The following is a 21007-nucleotide window of genomic DNA, read 5'->3' as shown; positions in this document are numbered from 1 at the left end:
CATTATGTTTAAACCACAAATTAAAGTGCCAGCAACTTATATGCGCGGCGGCACCAGTAAAGGTGTATTTTTTAAGTTAACCGACTTACCCAAACCTGCCCAAGTGGCAGGTGAGGCGCGCGACAATTTACTGTTACGCATAATTGGTAGCCCCGACCCATATGGCAAACAAACCGATGGTATGGGCGGAGCAACATCAAGTACTAGTAAAACGGTTATTTTAAGTAAAAGCGAGCAACCTAACCACGATGTGGATTATTTATTTGGCCAAGTGGCAATAGATAAACCTTTTATAGATTGGAGCGGCAATTGCGGTAATTTAACCAGCGCAGTAGGTGCGTTTGCTATAACGAACGGCTTAGTTGATAAAAGCACAGTACCCGATAACGGTGTAGCCGTGGTGCGTGTATGGCAGGCTAATATTAAAAAAAGCATTTTAGTTCATGTGCCTATCACCAATGGCGAAGTGCAAGAAACTGGCGATTTTGAACTTGATGGCGTGACCTTTGCTGCTGCCGAGGTAAAGCTAGAGTTTTTAAGCCCCGCCGATGGTGAAGGGGCGTTATTCCCTACAGGCAATGTAGTAGATGACTTAGAAGTACCAGGTGTTGGTACTTTAAAAGCCACCATGATAAACGCGGGTATTCCTACTGTATTTATTAATGCTGCGGAGATTGGCTATAGTGGCACTGAGCTGCAAAGCGATATTAATAACGATACTGACGCACTTAAAAAGCTTGAAACTATTCGTGCCTATGGCGCAGTCAAAATGGGGTTAATAGCTAATATTAACGAGGCGCAAACACGCCAACATACACCTAAAGTAGCCTTTGTGGCAGCGCCATTAGATTATAACGCGTCAAGTGGTAAGTTTATTGAAGCTACAACAATTGATTTATTAGTACGTGCTATGTCTATGGGCAAGCTTCATCACGCTATGATGGGCACAGCCGCAGTCGCTATTGGCGCAGCCGCCGCTATTGAAGGTACGCTTGTTAATGTGGCCGCAGGTGGCGGGACATTGAACGAAGTTAACTTTGGCCACCCCTCTGGCACGCTAAAGGTAGGCGCAGAAGCTAAAAAAATAGCTGGAGATTGGCAAGTTACCAAAGCAAGTATGAGCCGCAGTGCTCGTGTGCTTATGGAGGGCGTTGTAAGAGTACCTCAATAGTATTTAACAAAATTAACCTGAATTCTGGATAATAAACCTATCTCTATCAGCCATTTTAAGCGCTAACTGCGTTGGATTTACTTAAAATTTCTGGTTAGAGAAAATAAATTTAAATATCACCATGATTCAATATGTTAGTAAATATCTTAGCCAGAGTTCAAATTAATTAGCAAAGCTAAAACATAATGTTTTTAATCTATTTATTATTTTTGTAAAATATGAATAAGCTCTTATTTTTAATTTAAGGACTTAGTTTCAAAAAAATAAAGGGATTTAAAATGAATAAAATGGTTATTGGGTTAGCTTTTACAGTTTCATCGTTTGGTGCACTTGGAGAAAGCGCAGATGGCTGGCCAGAAGGCGGTGCAATGCACACAGGCAATATTTATAATTTAGAGGGCAACAGATACAAAATTAAAATCAGTAAAATGATGAATGAAATCTACCCGCAACTAAATGACGACTACCAAGTAGATGCAGTTAAAGCGCAAATAAAAGCATGGGAGCACTATATAGATGCAACATGTAATGTTGTTGGCATAGCAACTGGTGCCGGTGGGAGTTGGCCTTCAACGTATAGCGTAAAATGCGAGCGAAGCCTCAGTTATGATAGATACTTTGCGACTAAAAATGCGCTAAAGTGTGTTAAAAAACTTAGCGAAGCAGATTTTGTAGGACGTAGCGAAAAGCTAAATTGTTTAATTCAAACACTCAATATTAAAATATTTTAAGAGTAACAGCAGTGCTACAGCTATATTATAAAGTTAGCTGTAGCATTTTTAGCTTTACAAAAACTCTATTTCTACGGTTTCGTCTTTTGCAATATTGCCACTTTCGGCGGGCACCACAATAAGGCAGTTAGCGTGGCTAAGCGATGAGAGTACCCCCGAACCTTGCTTATTTATAGGCGTTACCAGTAGGTTATTGTTTTCGTCGGTACTGGCAATACCACGTTGAAAGTCGGTACGGCCGGGGCGCTTTTTAATCAGCGCTGTGGTGGTTGCTTTTAAACGTAACTTAGCAGTATGTTCATTTCCTGAAAGCTTTGTAAGGGCTGGCTTTACAAGTCGCTCAAGCGTAACGGCTGCCGATACGGGGTTACCTGGTAAACCAAAAAAGTAGCTGTTAGGTAATTTACCAAAAGCAAAGGGTTTGCCCGGCTTCATGGCAATTTTCCAAAAATGAATATCGCCAATTTCATTTAATACTTCTTTAGTAAAATCGGCTTCGCCAACCGATACACCACCAGAGCTTATTACGGCATCGGCTTGCTCGTTTGCTTTTAAAAACGTGTTTTTAATGAGCGTTTTATCATCGGGAATTATTCCAAAATCAATCACTTCTATATTGTTATCATTAAGCTCGCTTAATATAACAGCGCGATTACTTTCATAAATAGTACCTGCAGGAAGTGCATTGCCAGGCTCTATAAGTTCATCCCCTGTAGAAAATACCGCGACCTTAAGTGTTTCATATACACTTACTTGGTTAATACCAATAGAGGCAAGTAAGCCTACATCTACCGCTTTTAGTTTTCTGCCCGCTTTAAAAACAACACTATTTTTTGCAATGTCTTCACCTGCAAAGCGCACATTATTATTGAGCTCAATATGACCTGTAAATGTTATTTTATCGTTATCTACGCTGGCGTTTTCTTGCATAACTACCGCATTAGCGCCAGGGGGCAGGGCAGCGCCGGTCATAATTCTAACGCATTGCCCAGGTGTTAAGATATTTTTAAAGGTTTGCCCAGCAAATACACTGCCTACTTGCTGATAAGTTGTTAGCCCTTCGCTTAGGCAAAGTGCATAGCCATCCATTGCCGAATTATCGTGAGTAGGCACATTTATATTGGATTTAATATCGTTTGCTAAAACACGGCCAACACTGTGCATTATTGAAATAGTTTCTGCTGCTTTATTAAAGTTAATAGCGCTTAGCATGTTACTAATTGCGGTTTCTACTGGTAATAAACCAGGTGCATTGCATACATCGTTCATATATATTGTTTTTTATAATGTGTCTGATTTTTAAAACAATACTTATAATGTTAAAGCTTTACAATACATGGTGTGGTTATTTGTTATTACTGTTAGTGGTATTTAGCAATCCTCTTAACGCAAAAGAAACGCTGCACATAGCCGTTGCGAGCAATTTTAAACCTGTGCTGCAAACGCTGGTAACTAACCCAGCCTTGAAAAATATTAATATTAAAATATCAGCTGCTTCTAGCGGCGTATTACACTCACAAATTATGCACGGTGCACCGTACGATATTTTTTTATCAGCCGACGCTGCACGCCCACACGCACTGATCAAAGACGGCTTTGCCCTTAAAAATAGCTTAACCACCTATGCGATAGGTTTATTAGCGCTGTGGCAGCCAAGCAACTCAGTTATTAATAATAAATTAGCCATTGCTAATCCAAGGTTTTCGCCATATGGGCAATCATCGGCGCATTATGCTAAAAATTATATAAAAACACCGTATGAATTTGTGTATGCAAATAATATTACCCATGCGTTTCAATTTGTAGAAACAGGCAATGCCTCTAAAGGCTTGGTCGCGCTATCTACGTTAAAGTCGGCGTATCGCAAAACTAAAAATAAAAAATATTTAAATTACACGCTTATCGAACCTGAAAAATACCCTGAAATAACGCAGCAAGGCGTTATCTTAAGCGCTACTAAGCATTTAACGGCAGCTAAAAAGTTTATGGTTTTTTTAAATGACCCCTCAACCGCAAAAACATTATTAGAGCTTGGCTATAAAGCAAAGGAAAGTGATGTTAGCAAGTGATGTAACAGCGCTGTGGCTTACAATTAAACTTGCCTTTATAACGGCTGCTATTTTGTTGATTATATGCATTCCGCTTGCATGGCAGCTAGCCAGTTATAAAGGTAAGTTAAAGCCTATATTAGAAGCACTTATAGCAATGCCTTTGGTGCTGCCGCCTACGCTAATGGGCTTTTATTTATTGGTATTGTTTTCACCTACTCATGCATTTGGCCAGTTTTGGTTTTGGCTCACGGGTACGCAGCTCGCGTTTAGTTTTCAAGGGGTGGTTATTGGTTCGTTATTTTACTCTCTCCCTTTTGTGATGCAGCCGTTACTAGCGGGCTTTAAACAAATAAATACTACTTATAATCAAGCTGCTATTGCCTTAGGAATAAGTCCATTTAAGCGTTTTATGTATTTAACGTTACCGCTATTAAAGCCAAGCATAGGCAGTGCCTTTGCACTGGGCTTTGCCCATACATTGGGAGAATTTGGTTTAGTGCTAATGATTGGTGGCAATATACAAGGCGAAACTCAAGTGGTGTCTATTGCGTTGTACGACCATGTAGAGTCGCTTAATTATGGGGCAGCGCACCAATTGTCGTTGGTATTACTAGCAATCTCGTTTGCGTGTTTAGTGTTGTTGTTTAAATTTAATAAAACCGTGATAAACGGAGCTGCTAATCGTGCTTAAAATACAATGCCATCAACGTTTGGACGATTTTGAATTACATGTTGATTTAGCTATAAATCAATTTAATATTTTAGGGGTGTTTGGCCCTTCGGGCTCGGGTAAATCGAGCTTATTACAGGCGATAGCAGGGCTTACTACGGCGCAAAATGTGTGTATAAATAATCATAATATTACCCATTTAAAGCCCGATAAACGCCTACTTACCTTACAGCTGCAGTCGTGCCCGTTATTTCCACATTTAAATGTGATGGGTAATTTACTGTTTACTCACAAGCATTGTAAAAATAAAAGTAATAACCTAACGCCTGATCAGGTAATTGATTTATTAGCACTAAACCCATTACTAAATCGTGATGTGTCGGGGCTTTCGGGTGGGGAGAGCCAGCGCGTAATTTTTGCAAGAACACTACTAAGTGGGCAATCTGTTGTTTTACTTGATGAGCCATTTAGCGCCTTAGATTGGTCAACGCGTTTTACTATGTTGGGGGCTGTTCAACAACTTAATAAATCCCATGGCATTAAATTTATTATTGTTAGCCACTCTTTAAAAGAGCTACTTTATTGCAGCGATACATTACTTCATATAGCGAAAGGCAACGTGCTCCAGTGCGGTGCAACACAAGAAGTGGTGCAAAGTATTTATACAAATAAGAGCCAAACGCCACTCAGTATACTTAGTTATAGTAAGCCTGAATTTAATGATGCTTTTGGTCTTTACCAGCTTACTCTTAGTAATAGCCAACAGCATTTATATGCAGTGCCTTCGTTGGTAAAGCAAAACCATAAGTTAATTATAGAAAGCAGCCAAATAACCTACAACAAAGTAAAACCAATTAACGAGAGCAGTGCAAACGTGCTAAAAGGTATGCTTGAAAATGCCCAGCAGCTTGATGAGCAATGGCTGCTAACTGTTAACGTAGATACGCAATTACTGTATTGCGTGGTGTCTAAAAGGCAATGGCAGCAAAGTGCTGTAAGCCTAGGCGAGCAGATTTACTTGACAATAAATAACCTAGAAACGCTAAATTAGGCTTTTAAAAGCAGTCATGTATTTACAGTGTACTAAATTAAGCACTGCAAACAGGGCAGTGCTTATTTTTAACAATGTTAAAACGGTTAAACTCCATACTCAAACCATCTACAAGTAATAGCTGCTCGGTGAGTTTACTAGGCAGTCCTGCAATAATTTTAAGTGCTTCAGTCGCTTGAATACTGCCAATAAGCCCTACAATAGGAGAGAGCACGCCTGACTCTGAACAGCTTTGAGTTTGTTCGCCAAAGAGCTGTGACACACACCCGTAGCAATGGCTATTAGGCGCCATTGTAAAGCAGGCTACTTGTCCCTCTAACCTTATGGCAGAGCCCGAAACCAAGGGCGTACGGGTGTTATAGCAGGCGCTGTTGAGCAAATTACGTGTTGCTAAGTTATCAGTGCAGTCAATAACTACATCTACTTTGCTAAGTAATTGTTCAAGGCGCGAATTTTCATTTAAAAATTCATCAATAGTGTGGATCTCTATTTCATCATTTAACTGAGTTAACTGTTTTTTTGCACTGTGGGTTTTTAAGCACCCAACATCACTTTGTTTATAGAGCACCTGCCTTTGCAAGTTAGTTGCATCAACCACATCGCTATCTACAAGCGTTAAAGTACCTACGCCCGATGCCGCTAAGTACTGCGCAACTGGGCAACCTAATCCACCTAACCCCACAATAAGAGCATGACTTTGCCATATTTTTTCTTGTCCATCTATATCTAGCTGAGGAAGCATAATATGGCGAGAATAGCGTAATTGCTGCTGATACGTTAAAGGGGGTTTTTGCATTAATGAGTTCTCATAATTTTTTTTAACAATACCAATTAGTTAAAACCTAGAGCAAGTAAAGCTTAAAAATTCTTTGCACTGTTTACGCCCAACAAAGCTGCTTAAATAGTGCAAAGCGAAATAAATATTAATTCCCAAAAATATAAGTAACTGAAAAACCTACCTATTAATTGTTGGCTTAGTAATTGCTGAAAGCGGTTAACGTTAATTTAACAATCATCGCAGTGTTATTACTACCAAAGTCGTACTCACTGCTTAAAATAATAATCGTTACAAGGAAAAAAACATGCAACCGAGTTCTGGGTTTAATCTCATATCGTTTAGCGGAAAAATGAAAATACTACATTTAAGCTGGATGGTGTTTTTTATCTCTTTTTTTGTATGGTTTAACCATGCTCCATTATTAGGGGCAATAGCGGGCTCGCTAGGTATAACTATGGCACAGGTAAAAACGCTTCTCATTTTAAATGTGGCCTTAACCATTCCCGCGCGTGTTGTTGTTGGCATGCTGACAGATAAGTTTGGCCCGCGTATTGTTTATGCCGCTTTACTTATTTTATGTAGCATACCGTGTTTTATGTTTGCTATGGCCACCACGTTTGAGCAAGCCGCTATCGCGCGTTTTGCACTAGGCTTTATTGGTGCAGGCTTTGTAGTGGGCATTCGTATGGTGAGCGAGTGGTTCCCAGCTAATGAGCTTGGTACAGCAGAAGGTATTTATGGTGGCTGGGGTAATTTTGGCTCGGCTGCCGCTGCCATGTTACTACCTGTATTAGCGCTTATGTTTGGCGGTGACGATGGCTGGCGCTATGCCGTTGGTTTAACGGGCGTACTTAGCGTTATTTTTGGTGTTATTTGGTACATAAACGTAACCGATACACCAAAAGGGGGGACGTACTTTAAGCCTAAAAAAGTAGGCGCAATGGAAGTAACCAGCAAAAGTGACTTTGTATTATTGCTTATTATGAAATTACCTATGTATGGCGCACTGGCTTTACTTACGTGGAAGTTGTCTCCTACAGGCGCTAATTTAATTTCTGCCAATTTTGTTTTAGCCGTTTATGCATTTTTAGTGCTGTTATACGCCTACGAGGTATATAAAACCTTTGATATAAACGGACATATCTTTAAACAACCCGTGCCAGAATCACACCGCTACGAATTTAAACAAGTAGCTGTACTTAATATTTTATATTTTACCACCTTTGGCTCAGAGCTGGCCGTTGTATCTATGCTGCCATTATTTTTCATGGAAGTATTTGGCCTCGATATGGTGTACGCAGGTTTACTGGCCTCTGCTTATGCGTTTATGAATTTAGCCTCGCGCCCAGGTGGTGGTTGGATCTCAGATAGAATGGGTCGTCGTAAAACACTTATTGTCCTTACCTCAGGGTTAGCTGTTGGCTACTTTGTTATGGGCTTAGTTGACGCTAGCTGGCCACTTTGGCTTGCTGTAGCAGCTGCCATGGCGTGTTCGTTCTTTGTGCAAGCTGGTGAGGGAGCGGTTTTTGCTGCTGTGCCACTTATTAAACGCCGCTTAACAGGGCAAATTGCAGGTATGACAGGCGCTTACGGTAACGTTGGCGCGGTGGTGTATTTAACGGCGCTCTCATTAGTGGATTACCAAACTTTCTTTATGATCATTGCTGCCAGTGCATTGTTAGGTTTAGGGGCGTTATTTTTCATGAAAGAGCCAGATGGGCACATGACAGAAGTAAACGAAGATGGCTCTGTTGAACTTATTTCAGTGACTTAAGGCAGCGTTAACCATGTTTGATGAAACCCAACACGCTCAAGTTCGTAATAATACGCTAGATGTTTCTTTTGGTGGGCACAGTGCCGCGGGCATAAAAGATGAAAATCAAGATGCGTTTGCTGCTTTAAATACTGAGCACGAACAACAAGAAACAAAAGGCGCTATTGCGTGCTTAGCAGATGGGTGTTCATCGGCTAAAAATGCCAAACAAGCATCGCAGCTCAGTGTTACTCATTTTATAAATGAGTATTTAAATACACCCGACAGCTGGGCGGTCAAAAAATCGGTTTCTAAGGTTTTAGCTAGCTTAAATCAGTGGTTATATTCGCAATCAGTCAACTATAACCACTTAGGGCAACGCCAAGCAGATTGGATGACCACCTTTACGGCGCTTATATTAAAATCAGCTACGGGGTATATATTTCATTTAGGCGATACTCGCATTACGCGTTTACGCGATAATCAAATGGAAGCGATAACGCGGGATCATAAAGTAAATGATACGCTCACTCGTGCTTTAGGCGCGCAGTCACATCAAGAAATTGATGTTTACGAAGTTGACCTAAAAGCCGGTGATATTTACATACTGACTTGCGATGGTGTGCATGATGTATTGCCCTATAGTGAAATTGCCAACGAAATAAACGCCCATAACAACTTAGAGCAGGCAGCAAAGGCCATTACCTCACGCGCTATAGCACAAGGCAGTGATGATAATGTGAGTTGTTTATTAGTGAAGGTAAATAGCATTGCGCAGCAAAATCTAGATGAGCTTTATCAATCGTTAACGCAGCGCAAAATACCACCCGCATTAGAAGTTGGCCAAATAATTGATGGTTATACGGTTATTCGTAAAATCAACGAAAGCAGCCGATCGCACATTTATTTGGTACAGCAAGCACCTGATGCACCTCCCGTTGTTTTAAAGGCACCTTCGGTTAATTTTGAAGACGATATACACTACCTTCAAGGCTTTATACGCGAAGGGTGGGTAGGGCAACGTATTAATCATCCTAATGTAATGAAGGTTTTAAATACACAATCGCAAAGCCGTTTTTTATATCATATTTGCGAGTACATGGACGGACAAACCCTCAGTGACTATAAGCACGACGTCCCTTATTTAGAAATAGCTCAAGTGCGCAGTATTGTAGAGCAAATAGTGCATGCGCTAAGGGCATTTCAGCGATTAGATATGGTACATCGTGATTTAAAGCTCGATAACGTGATGATAGATGCTCACGGTAAAGTTACGTTAATTGATTACGGTACTGTAAGTGTTGCGGCTATGGATGAGTCGGTTAAGCAAATAGCCGATGACTGCCCACAAGGGACTATAGATTATACGGCTCCTGAAACACTTATTTCGCTGCACGCCGATTTTAAAAGCGATATGTTTTCGCTTGGGGTGATTGCTTATGAGTTATTGTGCTCGAAGCTGCCTTATAAAACATTACCGGCAAGTCATACCCCTATTGATTACAGCCACTGGCAATACACAAGTATTCGCAAGTACCGAGCCGATATACCCTTTTGGTTAGATCAGGCTTTAATGAAAGCACTTGCGCCAAAACCAGCGCTCAGATACCACGCATTTTCTGAGTTTTTAACAGATATTAGTAAACCTAATCCACATTTACAGAGCTCAGCCAACAAAATTTCAATAATGAAACGCGATCCAGTATTACTCTGGAAGAGCATTTCGCTGTGTTTATTTATCATTTTATTGTGCGTGCTCATAATTAAAAACTAAGAGACCAACATGTTAAATTATAAAAATAACTTACCTATTATTTTAATGATAGGGAGCATTGCTGCGCCTTCAATTAGTGTTGCAGCGCAAACCGACCTTAATTTTAGGCTGCGTTATGAAAGTGCAGAGCAAGATAACGCACTAAAAGATGCCAGTAGCTTAACGCTGCGTACACGCCTTACTCATAAAACCGATGAAGTGAATGGCTTTTCTGCTTTATTAGAGGTCGAAGATAGCCGAAGCCTATTAGGTGTAGACGATTACAACAATACGCTGGGTAAAAATACAAATTACTCAGTAATAGCCGACCCTGAAACCACAGAGGTAGATCAGGCTTTTGTTAAATACGCAAAAGATGCTTTATCAATTAAAGTAGGTAGGCAAGTAATAGCGCTTGATGGACAGCGTTTTGTAGGCCACGTTGGATTTAGGCAAGACAGGCAAACCTTTGATGCTGCAACAGTAAATTACACCTTTAATGATATTAACTTGGACTATAGCTACATAAGTAAGCGCAACCGTATATTTGCCGATAGCAAAGATATTGATGCATCCGATCATCTTATCAATGCAAGCTTTAAAACAAGCCTAGGTAAGGTGGTTTTATACAGCTATTTATTAAGTGACGATGCAATAGATAATGACAGCTTAGATACTTATGGTGTTTCTTTTAATGGTAATAAAACGCTCAGCGAGATTAAATTTTACTATAAAGCACAGTACGCCATGCAATCAGCATCAACGAGCATGAGTGATTTTAACGCTGATTACTATGCATTTGAAGGGGGGATAGATTTAGGCGGTTTAGGTATTGAAGCCGTTACATTAAAAGCTGGTATTGAGTCACTGGGTTCTGATAACGGCGATTATGGTTTTGCCACGCCGCTTGCCACAATGCATAAATTTAATGGCTGGGCCGATACGTTTTTAGCAACCCCAGCACAAGGGCTTGATGACACTTATGTAAATTTAAATGGTAAAGCTTACGGCGGTAAATGGCTGTTGGCGTATCACAGCTTTGATGCCAACGATAGCGCCAATGGCGTTGATGATTTAGGCACAGAGCTAAACGTACAATACGTAAAGCCTATTAATAAAACCTATGCTGTAGGCGCAAAATATGCCGATTATTCAGCAGGCGATAGCGCTGCAGGCAAAGTTGATACCCAAAAACTGTGGGTATGGGTAAGCGCTAAATTTTAAGTATTTAACCTAAACCCTCGTTATTTAATTTAAAGCGTTACAAGTTGGTGCAATAGCGCCAGCTTGTGGTGCTTTCACTTCTTTTTTACTGTATTAAATTAGTTAAGCTGTTGAAATATATTGTTTATATATCTGGCTTGCATATTGCTATAACCAACACATAATAAATTATACATTTAAAGTACCCATCTAAAGTTAAGTGTATTTTAAATCAAACAGGTGATTTTAATGCCAAGCAAGCAGCGTGTTGTAGTTGTCGGAAATGGAATGGTTGGCCATCATTTTGTACAACAGCTAGTATCACAACAAGGTGATACTCAAAATATGGAGATTACCGTACTCAGCGGTGAAGACCGACTCGCTTATGACCGCGTACAGCTTTCGTCTTTTTTTAAAGGTAAAACCGAAGACGATTTAGCACTTACCTGCAGTAAAACCTATCAAGATTGGCAAGTGTGCTTTCATACTCATTCTAAAGTGGTTGATATAAACCGCGATGCAAAAACAGTCACTACTGCAAAAGGCAAAACATTTGAATACGACAAGTTAATATTGGCTACCGGTTCATTTGCATTTGTACCACCCATTCCAGGTAAAGACCGTGAGCATTGCCTAGTTTACAGAACCATTAACGATTTACACGCCATAAAAAAATCTGCACATGCCAGCAAAGTTGGCGTAGTAATTGGCGGCGGTTTATTAGGGCTTGAAGCAGCCAACGCATTAAAGCAGCTTGGCTTGCAAACCCATGTAATAGAATTTGCACCACAACTTATGGGCGTACAAATAGATAGTGCTGGTGGTCGATTACTTAAAAATAAAATTACTGAACTTGGCGTTAAAGTGCATACCTCAGTGGCTACAGAGCAAATTATAGAAGGTGAAAACAGCCGTTATAAAATGTGCTTTAAGGGTGGTCAAACCCTAGAAACCGACATGATAGTATTTTCGGCCGGTATTCGCCCATACGATAACCTAGCTCGCGAGTTTAATTTAGAATTAGGTGAGCGCGGCGGCATTGTAATAAACAACCATTGCCAAACGAGTGATAAAAACATATACGCAATAGGCGAATGCGCCCTTTGGAATAACTTTATTTTTGGCCTTGTAGCACCGGGCTACGCGATGGCAAAAGTAGCGGCGGGGCATGTTTTACAACAGCTTTCTTCAAGTACAGCTTCAAACACACCTTTAAGCAACTATTCAAACAAAACTGATGAATTTAGCGGCGCCGATATGAGCACCAAGCTTAAATTAATGGGCGTTGAAGTGGGCTCAATTGGTGATGCCCATGCACGCAGTGAAGGCGCAATTAGCTATTACTTTGAAGATCAACTAAACGGTATTTACAAAAAAGTAGTCACTAATGAGCAAGGCAATAAGCTCATAGGTGCTGTACTGGTTGGCGATACCAGTGATTACGATAATTTATTGCAGTATCACTTAAATGGCATTGAGCTTAGTGTGCCCGCAGAGTCATTAATAATGCCGCTTGCAGGTGACGCGGGCGAGCTAAACGCTGATGATTTGCCACAAGATGCCATTATTTGTGCGTGCCACAAAGTGACAAAACACACTATTGAACAAGCGGTTATACAAGGTTGTAGCGATTTAAATAAAGTGCAGCAAGCTACTAAAGCAAGTACGGGTTGTGGAGGCTGTGAAAAACTAGTGCAAAGCGTTATTAGCAGTGCACTTAATAATAAAATAGCCACGCTAATCCCAGTAGATGAGCCTGTATCACAGAGCGCTTAACGCAAATAATAAGAGAGCAGTATGGAAACATTAAACACATGTTCAAACACACCTTTGCTTAAACAAACCACCTGCGCTTATTGTGGTGTAGGCTGTGGGGTTGATATTTCATTATTAAATAATACCCCAACAAAACTTGAAGGCACGCGCGAGCACCCCGCTAATTTTGGCCGCTTGTGTGTTAAAGGCACGCATTTGCTTGACACCACAGGCACTGATAATCGCTTAACATCGCCTCTTATTGACAACGAACCCGCCAGCTGGGATACGGCAACTGATTACGTTGCCAACAAATTTAACGCCATTATTAAAGAGCATGGACCGGAGTCGGTTGCGTTTTATGTATCGGGGCAGTTACTGACCGAAGATTACTACGTTGCCAATAAATTAATGAAAGGCTACATAGGCTCAGGCAATATAGATACAAACTCAAGGCTGTGTATGTCATCGGCGGTTGCCGGTTATAAACGTGCGTTTGGTGAGGACGTAGTACCATGTAGCTACGACGATTTAGAGCAAACGGAGCTACTTATTTTAATTGGCTCAAATGCAGCTTGGACTCACCCGGTACTATACCAGCGTATGGAGCGCGCAAAAAAGCTTAATCCAAACATGAAAGTAGTGGTTATCGACCCGCGAAAAACAGATACAGCCGAACTTGCCGATACCTTTTTAAATATAAAACCAGGCAGCGACGGGGCTCTTTATAACGGCTTGCTTACTTATTTAAGTGAACATAACTATTTAGATACGCAATTTATAAACGCGCATACAAACGGCTTTGAAACAGCGCTTGCAGAGGCTAAAAAGTGGAGTATTAAAGCGGTCAGTGATTTTTGTGATATTGACGCGCAGCTAGTCAGTGACTTTTACGCCTTATTTGCACAAAGCCCAACCGCTATTAGTTTTTATTCAATGGGTATTAACCAATCAAGCTCAGGGGTTGATAAGTGTAATGCCATTATAAATGCGCATTTAGCGTCGGGCAAATTGTTAAAACCTGGATGTGGCCCGTTTTCAATAACGGGGCAGCCTAATGCTATGGGTGGGCGTGAAGTAGGGGGTTTGGCAAATCAATTAGCAGCACATTTAGACATTGAAAACGACGCGCATCAACAGTTAGTGCAGCGTTTTTGGCAATCGCCAACAATAGCTAAAAAAGCAGGGTGTAATGCGATTGATATGTTTGATGAAATCGCCAAAGGGAAAATAAAAGCTATTTGGGTAATGGCAACCAACCCGATGGTGAGCCTTCCTAATAACGCAGCCATACAACATGCACTTGAGCAATGTGAGCTGGTGGTTGTGTCTGACTGTATTGCTAAAAGTGATACGCTAAAATTTGCTAATGTGGCGTTCCCATCAACCGGATGGGGCGAAAAAAACGGCACAGTGACTAATTCAGAGCGAAGAATATCGAGGCAGCGCCCGCTAGTTGAGCCATTTTCGGGGGCTAAAAACGATTGGCAAATAATGTGTTTAGTTGCCCAAAAAATGGGTTTTGAAGGATTTGATTTTACAGACCCAAGTGGCATTTTTGAAGAATGGGCACAGCTGACAGATTTTGAAAATAACGGAGATAGGCTATTAAATTTATCAGCCTTAGTGGGGCTTTCGCAGGAGCAGTACGATAACTTAAAACCCGTTATGTGGCCGGTACTAAAAAATGAGCAATATAAAAACGGGCAGGTTTTTGTTAATAATCAATTTAGCACCGCAGATAAAAAAGCCCGCTTTATTCCTATAACGCCCAAACTTCCTGTGCAACAAACCTCAAGCGATTACCCGTTTGTAATGAATTCAGGGCGAATACGCGACCAATGGCATACAATGAGTCGCACCGGAAAAAGTACAGCACTTTCTACTCATATAACGCGCCCATATATTGAAATAAACCCCATAGATGCCAGCAAATTAAACATAAAAGCAAACGATTTAATAACAGCCAATGCTAAAACAGGGCAAGTGACGGCTCATGCAAAAGTGACGAAGGCTGTGCGTAAAGGCGAATGTTTTATGCCTATTCACTGGAACAAGCAATTTGCCTCATCCGCTACGGTAAGTGGGCTCTATCAATCGGTTGTTGACCCTATTTCGGGCCAGGCTGAGTGTAAGCATGGTGCTGTTAATTTAGTTAAAGCGCAATTTGCTCAATACATGCAAATTTTTAGCAAAACAGAGCTTAAAATAACCAGTGATTTTTGGCTTAAAGTTAACGCAAGCAAATGTATTAACTACCAGTTAGCGCTCAATGAGCCGCAAAATGATTTGCTTTATTATTGCCAAACACTGACAGGGTTACAAGGGCAGTGGTCGGCAATGGGCAGTGCAAAAGCAATGCATATTCAATGTATTCAAAACGAGCAGTTAGTGTTTGTTGCAGTTATTTCGCCAGCTCAAAAAGACATATCACTTGAGTGGATAAATCATTTATTTGCAGAGCCTTTAATAACCTTTAGCCAATTACAGTCATTGTTGTATGCCACGCCTGATGAAGAATTTACTCAAGGCGCACAAGTATGTAGTTGCTTTAAAGTACGTGAACAACCCATTATAAACGCCATTAAAAGTGGTGAAAATACAGTAGAACAATTGGGGTCTAAACTAAAATGCGGCACTAACTGTGGGTCGTGTAAAACCCAGTTAAGCCAATTAATAAAGCAGCATACTACGCAAAACGCTAACAGTATTAATGTTGCAGTTGAAATGTAAATAAACAAGGAAGCATATGCTTAATGATCAATTTGGTCGGCAGTTTAACTATTTGCGCCTCTCAATTACCGATGTGTGTAATTTTAGTTGCACCTATTGTTTACCAAACGGGTATCAGTGCGATACCCCGCGTAACTTTTTAAATAAAAACGAAATAAACACCTTAGTAAATGCTTTTGCTTCACTTGGCACAAAAAAAGTGCGTATTACGGGCGGTGAGCCGTGTTTACGCAGTGACGTAACCGAGATTATAAAGCAGTGTAAAAACACCCCAGGCATAGAAAAAGTCGCCATAACAACGAATGGTTTTAACTTATTTAATAAAATTGATGAGTTTTACAGCGCTGGCCTAGATGCCCTAAACATTAGTATAGATAGCTTAAACCCGAGTATGTTTAAATTAATTACAGGACACGACAAGCTAACCCATATTTTAAAAGGGATAGACCGGGCAATTGAGCTGGGTATAAAAGATATAAAAATAAATGCAGTGCTGGCTAAGCAGTTTAATAAAAACCAATTAAATGATTTTTTAGACTGGGTAAAACATAAAAAAGTAACGGTACGCTTTATCGAATTAATGGAAACAGGTAATGGTGCCACCTTTTTTGAACAAAATCATTTAAGCGGGCAAAGTGTTAAAACGCAGCTTTTAGCACAAGGTTGGTTACAGGTAGTAAGAGGTAAATTAAACGGCCCTGCAGAAGAGTTTTGTCATCACGATTTTAAGGGGCGCATTGGCTTAATTATGCCCTACAGTAAAGACTTTTGTAAAAGCTGTAACCGATTAAGAGTATCGTCATTAGGCAAACTACATTTGTGCCTGTTTGCCGAGCAGGGAATAGACTTACGCCCGCATTTAAATGAGCAAGATACACCAGCCGCTGTAAACGCGATTCAAGCGGCAATGGGCAATAAAACCATTAGCCATGAGCTTGATAATCGCTTAACGGGCGCCACAACCCATTTAGCTATGTTGGGCGGCTAAAATGAGCAATAAAGCCGTGTTCACAGGAGTTGTACTCGCTGGTGGGCAATCATCCAGAATGGGCAGCGATAAAGCCAATCTCATTTTAAAAAATAAAACCTTACTGCAAAATGCATGTGAGTTATTAACAGCAGCAGGGGCAAGTGATGTACTTATAAGCCGTAATGTACAAAGTACTACTGCGCAATACATAGCTGATATATACCCAGGTTCTGGCCCGCTTGGCGGGATTTATTCAACCTTAATGGCGACAGAGCAAGATATACTTGTAACCGCTGTTGATATGCCATTGCTTACTTGCACTTTATTATCGCAAATTGTATCTGCAGCAAGCGATAATTCCCACTTTCAAACAAATCAGCCACAAATACATGCGTGGCACTTTGAAAATGAACCGTTACCCCTGTATATTCGTAACACCCAAAGCGTTAAACGTCATTTAAAACAATTACTCATAAACGCAAATAGTCATAAATCAGTTAAACAGTTTACCCGTAGTATTGGTGTGCAAACGCTAAAATGTAATAAAGCTCATGCACTTGTTAATACCAATACACCGGCGCAATTTAAAGCTGTTAACGAGCAATTTGACCAACACAAACCTAATTTATTGAGAAGAACCCTATGAGCCATACCACAGAGTCACAAATTGCATTAAACATTGCCGTAATGACAGTAAGCGATACACGCGATGAAATTACAGATACTTCAGGCCATTATTTAATTAAAGCCCTTACTGAAGCAGGCCATCACTTAGCGGATAAAGACATAGTTAAAGATGATGTTTACCAAATGCGAGCAGTTGCATCGCAGTGGATTGCCGATGACACCATTCACGCCATTTTAGTAACCGGTGGTACGGGCTTTACCGAGCGCGACTCAACACCAGAGGCATTTACACCGCTGTTTGATAAAAGCGTAGATGGATTTGGAGAGCTATTTAGACATATTTCGTACGGCGAAATTGGTAACTCAACTATTCAATCACGTGCGTTGGCGGGCCTTGCCAATAACACCGTTATTTTTTGTATGCCTGGCTCTACAGGCGCATGTAAAACAGCCTGGACAGGTATTATAAAAGATCAGTTAGACTCAATGCACAAGCCATGTAACTTTGCCCCGCATATTACTATTGGTAAAAAATGCGAATCGCGAGAGCAATAATATGCTGAGCCACGTAGATGAAAACGGCCAAGCAAACATGGTTGATGTATCGCTAAAAGAGGTCACTCTGCGCGATGCATCTGCCGAGGCCTACATTAAAATGAGCAAACAGGCTTTTGAGCAAGTGTTGCTTAATCAAAATAAAAAAGGTGACGTGTTAGGCGTAGCCCGTATTGCGGGTATTCAGGGCGCTAAAAAGTGCGCTGATTTAATTCCGCTTTGTCACCCGCTGGCACTGAGTAAAATAGCCGTTGATTTTGAACTTGATGAAGCAAATAGCCAAATTAAAGTTACTAGCTACTGTAAATTAGCAGGTAAAACGGGCGTTGAAATGGAAGCACTCACCGCTGTATCTGTGGCGACCCTTACATTATTTGATATGTGTAAAGCCGCCGACCCGCTTATGGAAATACACGGTATGCGTGTAACGCAAAAAGCAGGAGGCAAGCATGGTAGCTGGCAGCGAGACTAATTTAAATGATACTGATGCAGCTGCAGGGCATGTAAACGTACTGTTTTTTGGCCAACTAAAAGAGCGCCTAAAGTGCGATAAGTTAACCGTTGATATAGCGCATACCCTTAGCATTAAAGCGTTTAAACACATGCTGGTTGAGCAAAACCCACATTGGCAGGCATGGCTTGAAGAGCGTGATGTATTGTGTGCGCTTAATCAAACTATGTCATCAAGCGATGAGCTTGTAAAAGCAGGGGATGAACTTGCTTTTTTCCCACCCGTTACAGGTGGCTAATGAGTATAAGCATTAAAGTACAAACGCAGGATTTTTCAGTAGGCGAGCAACATGACGCACTTTGCAGTAATAACAAAAGTGATGGTGCCGTAGTGACGTTTACAGGGCTGGTGCGAGAATTTAGTAGCGGCGATAACGTAATCGCGCTTGAGCTTGAACACTACCCAGGTATGACTGAGCAACTACTGCAATCGATAGCCGATCAAGCGCAAACACGCTGGCAACTTGCCCGTATAAGCATTATTCATCGAGTCGGCTATTTAGCCCTTGGTGAGCAAATTGTATTTGTAGGGGTCACCTCCCGCCACCGCCAAGCCGCGTTTGAAGGCGCACAATTTATAATGGATTACTTAAAAAACCACGCCACGTTTTGGAAAAAAGAGCATTTTAAAGACTCCTCAAACTGGGTTGAGTTTAAACAAAGCGACAAGCAAGCGTTAAACAAGTGGGAAAAGTAGGTCTGTGTAAGCCTATATAAATGCGTTTATATAATATTAATGAAAAAATTTATCTCAAAAAGAGAATCAATAGAGTCAGCTTACCTTTGGATAGCGGCTCTACTTATTTTTATAATTATGTTAGAGCTATTAACTGGCTGGTCAATTGGGTCCAAAAGCTCTCCGAGTCAATCTTTAAATATTAATCCAGAGCAGTTTTGGCTGGAAATAAAACTTCAATGCGGTTTTGTTTCATGGGCAATTTTTAGAGCTTTTATTACATTCCCACTTTTTAGAGCGACTTACAATGGTATGCTTCGCTTTAGAGAAAAACACAAAACCATAGCAAATATCCTTTTCTATGTACTTACCCCTGTATTTGTAGTGTTTCTTATTTTAACTTTGTTATATATTTTTGACTTATAATCTTACTTTGTTGATCATCAAGGATGAATGATGAAACTTACGCACTCTTACTTTTAGCTATAATCAAAGGTTTAAGATGAAAATAATCTCTACCAACATCTCTAAAATAAAAACGGTTGTTCATAACGGCAAAGAGATCAAAACCGGTATTTTTAAAACGCCAACCAATGAGCCGGTTGTTATTGAAAAGCTAAATATAATAGGTGATGAACAAGCCGATTTAGTCAATCATGGCGGGGTGGATAAAGCGGTTTATGCGTTTTCGCACAATCATTACGATTATTGGAAGCGGACCCTTAAAAATGATGATTTAGCAGTCGGTGCCTTTGGCGAAAACTTCACAATTTCAGACCTTGATGAGCAAAATATTCATATAGGCGATCGTATTCGTATAGGTACTGCACTACTTGAAGTAAGCCAGCCCCGTGTGCCGTGCTTTAAATTGGCTATTGCACTTAATAATAAACAAAGCCTAAAACTGTTTACTCAGTATTACCACACGGGTGTTTATTTTAGAGTGCTTGAGCAAGGTGTTGCTAAAACGGGCGATGCTGTGACTTTTGAACATAAAGCTGAGCATAACATTTCGGTTAAAACGTTGTTTCAAGCCTTTTTTGATAAACACTACCCAGATTATGAAAGCGTATTATTAGCAGCACTTGAACTACCCGAGCTTGCACTTGAGTGGCAGACTAAAATCAAAAAGAAATTGGGGAGTTAAAAGAGCGTTATTAAAGCTATATTACCCTTAATAAAAGCTCACTTTTAGCTGTATTATTTAGTTTGTTAAGTGAGCGACCGCTGATATGTATTTGCACACCAATTGGCTTAATGTGTCGTATTGCTGTTTGTTATTTATCGGCTTACTAAAATCACTACTTACCGCCACTGCGCATGCCCCCGCTGTAAACCAATGTGTTAGGTTGTCTAAATTAATGCCGCCTACGGGCATTAATGGCACATCAGAAAAAGGCCCCGTTAGCGCTTTAAAGTAATTAATCCCCATACTGCCTGCCGGAAAAACTTTAATAATATCGGCGTTATACTCTATGGCATTGGCAATATCGGTAGGGGTGAGTGCGCCCATTAACACAGGTAAACCATGGCGGTGAGCAAGCTCTACCACGGCTTGATTAGTATTTGGTGTAACTATAAATTGCGCACCGGCATCAATCGCTTGTTGCGCAAGGGCGGTGTTAATTATTGTGCCTGCGCCAATGAGTGTATTTTTATAAGCAGCGCGTGCTTTTGCTATTTCTTGCTCAAAGCCAGGTGTATTTGAGGTGATTTCTAGCGCGTTAATGCCTGTATTAACTAAGCAATTAATTAAAGGGGCTACATCGCTTTGTTGCTTTAAGCGAAGTATAGCAACTAACTTATGTTGCTTAATTTGGTTGCTTATTTTTATTCTGTTGGCATTTAAAATTTGGCTCATAATGTCACTTCACTTTATTTAATACAGAGTCACACGTGTAACAGCAATCGGCAATAATACTTAATCATTTTGGGGCTAAACGCGTTAAAAAGCACTCACTTTGATCATTTTGAATAACTAAATAGCGAGTTTTTGTCTAGTTATCAACACGCTTTTGCA

General features: G+C 40.5%; 21 protein-coding genes. 18 read left to right on the top strand and 3 right to left on the bottom strand.

Features of this window, described 5'->3' with window-relative positions; translation table 11 throughout:
* Positions 1-4: 4 nt before the first annotated feature.
* Together prpF and MTN96_RS06135 are read left to right on the top strand one after the other, a co-directional pair.
* Positions 5-1171: a 2-methylaconitate cis-trans isomerase PrpF gene (gene prpF / locus MTN96_RS06140; protein ID WP_096041877.1), complete on the top strand. Its 1167-nt coding sequence runs from the start codon at positions 5-7 to the stop codon at positions 1169-1171.
* Positions 1172-1449: 278 nt separating this feature from the next.
* Positions 1450-1902 carry a DUF1311 domain-containing protein gene (locus MTN96_RS06135; RefSeq protein ID WP_096041876.1) on the top strand — a complete coding sequence of 151 codons (453 nt, stop codon included), beginning with the start codon at positions 1450-1452 and terminating at the stop codon, positions 1900-1902.
* Between the two features lie 54 nt (positions 1903-1956).
* On the opposite strand, the gene glp is transcribed toward MTN96_RS06135, so the two are convergent.
* Positions 1957-3171: a gephyrin-like molybdotransferase Glp gene (gene glp, locus MTN96_RS06130; protein WP_248530971.1), complete on the bottom strand. Its 1215-nt coding sequence runs from the start codon at positions 3169-3171 to the stop codon at positions 1957-1959.
* A gap of 47 nt (positions 3172-3218) precedes the next feature.
* On the opposite strand from glp, the gene modA reads away from it, so the two are divergent.
* The 3 genes from modA to MTN96_RS06115 are packed head-to-tail and all read left to right on the top strand — an operon-like array spanning position 3219 to position 5674.
* A complete protein-coding gene (gene modA / locus MTN96_RS06125; RefSeq protein WP_248530969.1) occupies positions 3219-3971 on the top strand; it encodes a molybdate ABC transporter substrate-binding protein in 753 nt (250 codons plus the stop codon).
* The gene (gene modB, locus MTN96_RS06120) at positions 3958-4644 is read left to right on the top strand and encodes a molybdate ABC transporter permease subunit (RefSeq protein ID WP_004587743.1); all 687 of its coding nucleotides are present in this window, start codon (positions 3958-3960) and stop codon (positions 4642-4644) included. The genes modA and modB overlap by 14 nt, the downstream gene beginning before the upstream one ends.
* Positions 4637-5674 carry an ATP-binding cassette domain-containing protein gene (locus MTN96_RS06115; RefSeq protein WP_248530967.1) on the top strand — a complete coding sequence of 346 codons (1038 nt, stop codon included), beginning with the start codon at positions 4637-4639 and terminating at the stop codon, positions 5672-5674. Before modB ends, MTN96_RS06115 begins: the two co-directional genes overlap by 8 nt.
* A gap of 37 nt (positions 5675-5711) precedes the next feature.
* Here the strand turns inward: MTN96_RS06115 and MTN96_RS06110 are convergent, their stop codons facing one another.
* On the bottom strand, positions 5712-6470 hold the full coding sequence (locus MTN96_RS06110) for a molybdopterin-synthase adenylyltransferase MoeB (RefSeq protein ID WP_248530966.1): 759 nt from the start codon (positions 6468-6470) through the stop codon (positions 5712-5714).
* Positions 6471-6756: 286 nt separating this feature from the next.
* Between MTN96_RS06110 and MTN96_RS06105 the strand changes: the two genes are divergently transcribed.
* The 13 genes from MTN96_RS06105 (at position 6757) to MTN96_RS06045 (ending at position 20134) form a co-directional block, all read left to right on the top strand.
* Positions 6757-8226 (top strand): NarK family nitrate/nitrite MFS transporter, encoded by a 1470-nt coding sequence (locus MTN96_RS06105; protein WP_248530964.1) that lies wholly within the window; start codon positions 6757-6759, stop codon positions 8224-8226.
* A gap of 13 nt (positions 8227-8239) precedes the next feature.
* Positions 8240-9979 (top strand): bifunctional protein-serine/threonine kinase/phosphatase, encoded by a 1740-nt coding sequence (locus tag MTN96_RS06100; protein WP_248530963.1) that lies wholly within the window; start codon positions 8240-8242, stop codon positions 9977-9979.
* Positions 9980-9988: 9 nt separating this feature from the next.
* Positions 9989-11182, top strand: a complete 1194-nt coding sequence (locus MTN96_RS06095; RefSeq protein ID WP_248530962.1) for an alginate export family protein — start codon at positions 9989-9991, stop codon at positions 11180-11182.
* A gap of 228 nt (positions 11183-11410) precedes the next feature.
* On the top strand, positions 11411-12937 hold the full coding sequence (locus MTN96_RS06090; RefSeq protein WP_248530960.1) for an FAD-dependent oxidoreductase: 1527 nt from the start codon (positions 11411-11413) through the stop codon (positions 12935-12937).
* 21 nt (positions 12938-12958) lie between these two features.
* Positions 12959-15649, top strand: coding sequence for a nitrate reductase (locus MTN96_RS06085; RefSeq protein ID WP_248530959.1), 2691 nt, complete (start codon positions 12959-12961; stop codon positions 15647-15649).
* A gap of 16 nt (positions 15650-15665) precedes the next feature.
* The gene (gene moaA / locus MTN96_RS06080) at positions 15666-16637 is read left to right on the top strand and encodes a GTP 3',8-cyclase MoaA (RefSeq protein ID WP_121637369.1); all 972 of its coding nucleotides are present in this window, start codon (positions 15666-15668) and stop codon (positions 16635-16637) included.
* Between the two features lies 1 nt (position 16638).
* Positions 16639-17265, top strand: a complete 627-nt coding sequence (locus MTN96_RS06075; RefSeq protein WP_121637370.1) for a molybdenum cofactor guanylyltransferase — start codon at positions 16639-16641, stop codon at positions 17263-17265.
* Positions 17262-17801, top strand: coding sequence for a molybdenum cofactor biosynthesis protein B (moaB, locus tag MTN96_RS06070; RefSeq protein ID WP_055253239.1), 540 nt, complete (start codon positions 17262-17264; stop codon positions 17799-17801). The genes MTN96_RS06075 and moaB overlap by 4 nt, the downstream gene beginning before the upstream one ends.
* A 1-nt stretch (position 17802) precedes the next feature.
* The gene (moaC, locus tag MTN96_RS06065) at positions 17803-18273 is read left to right on the top strand and encodes a cyclic pyranopterin monophosphate synthase MoaC (protein ID WP_248530958.1); all 471 of its coding nucleotides are present in this window, start codon (positions 17803-17805) and stop codon (positions 18271-18273) included.
* Positions 18251-18550 (top strand): MoaD/ThiS family protein, encoded by a 300-nt coding sequence (locus MTN96_RS06060; RefSeq protein ID WP_055253241.1) that lies wholly within the window; start codon positions 18251-18253, stop codon positions 18548-18550. The genes moaC and MTN96_RS06060 overlap by 23 nt, the downstream gene beginning before the upstream one ends.
* Entirely contained in the window at positions 18550-19008 is a 459-nt protein-coding gene (gene moaE / locus MTN96_RS06055) for a molybdopterin synthase catalytic subunit MoaE (protein ID WP_248530957.1), read from the top strand. Before MTN96_RS06060 ends, moaE begins: the two co-directional genes overlap by 1 nt.
* Before the next feature lie 39 nt (positions 19009-19047).
* Positions 19048-19413: a hypothetical protein gene (locus tag MTN96_RS06050; RefSeq protein ID WP_055253245.1), complete on the top strand. Its 366-nt coding sequence runs from the start codon at positions 19048-19050 to the stop codon at positions 19411-19413.
* 76 nt (positions 19414-19489) lie between these two features.
* Positions 19490-20134 (top strand): MOSC domain-containing protein, encoded by a 645-nt coding sequence (locus MTN96_RS06045; RefSeq protein WP_248530956.1) that lies wholly within the window; start codon positions 19490-19492, stop codon positions 20132-20134.
* A gap of 57 nt (positions 20135-20191) precedes the next feature.
* On the opposite strand, the gene MTN96_RS06040 is transcribed toward MTN96_RS06045, so the two are convergent.
* Positions 20192-20848 carry a bifunctional 4-hydroxy-2-oxoglutarate aldolase/2-dehydro-3-deoxy-phosphogluconate aldolase gene (locus tag MTN96_RS06040; RefSeq protein ID WP_248530955.1) on the bottom strand — a complete coding sequence of 219 codons (657 nt, stop codon included), beginning with the start codon at positions 20846-20848 and terminating at the stop codon, positions 20192-20194.
* Positions 20849-21007 lie beyond the last annotated feature (159 nt).

This window comes from Pseudoalteromonas sp. 2CM28B (assembly GCF_023161935.1).
The sequence above is the reverse complement of the archived record's forward strand: the minus strand, read 5'-3'. Positions and strand labels throughout refer to the sequence as shown.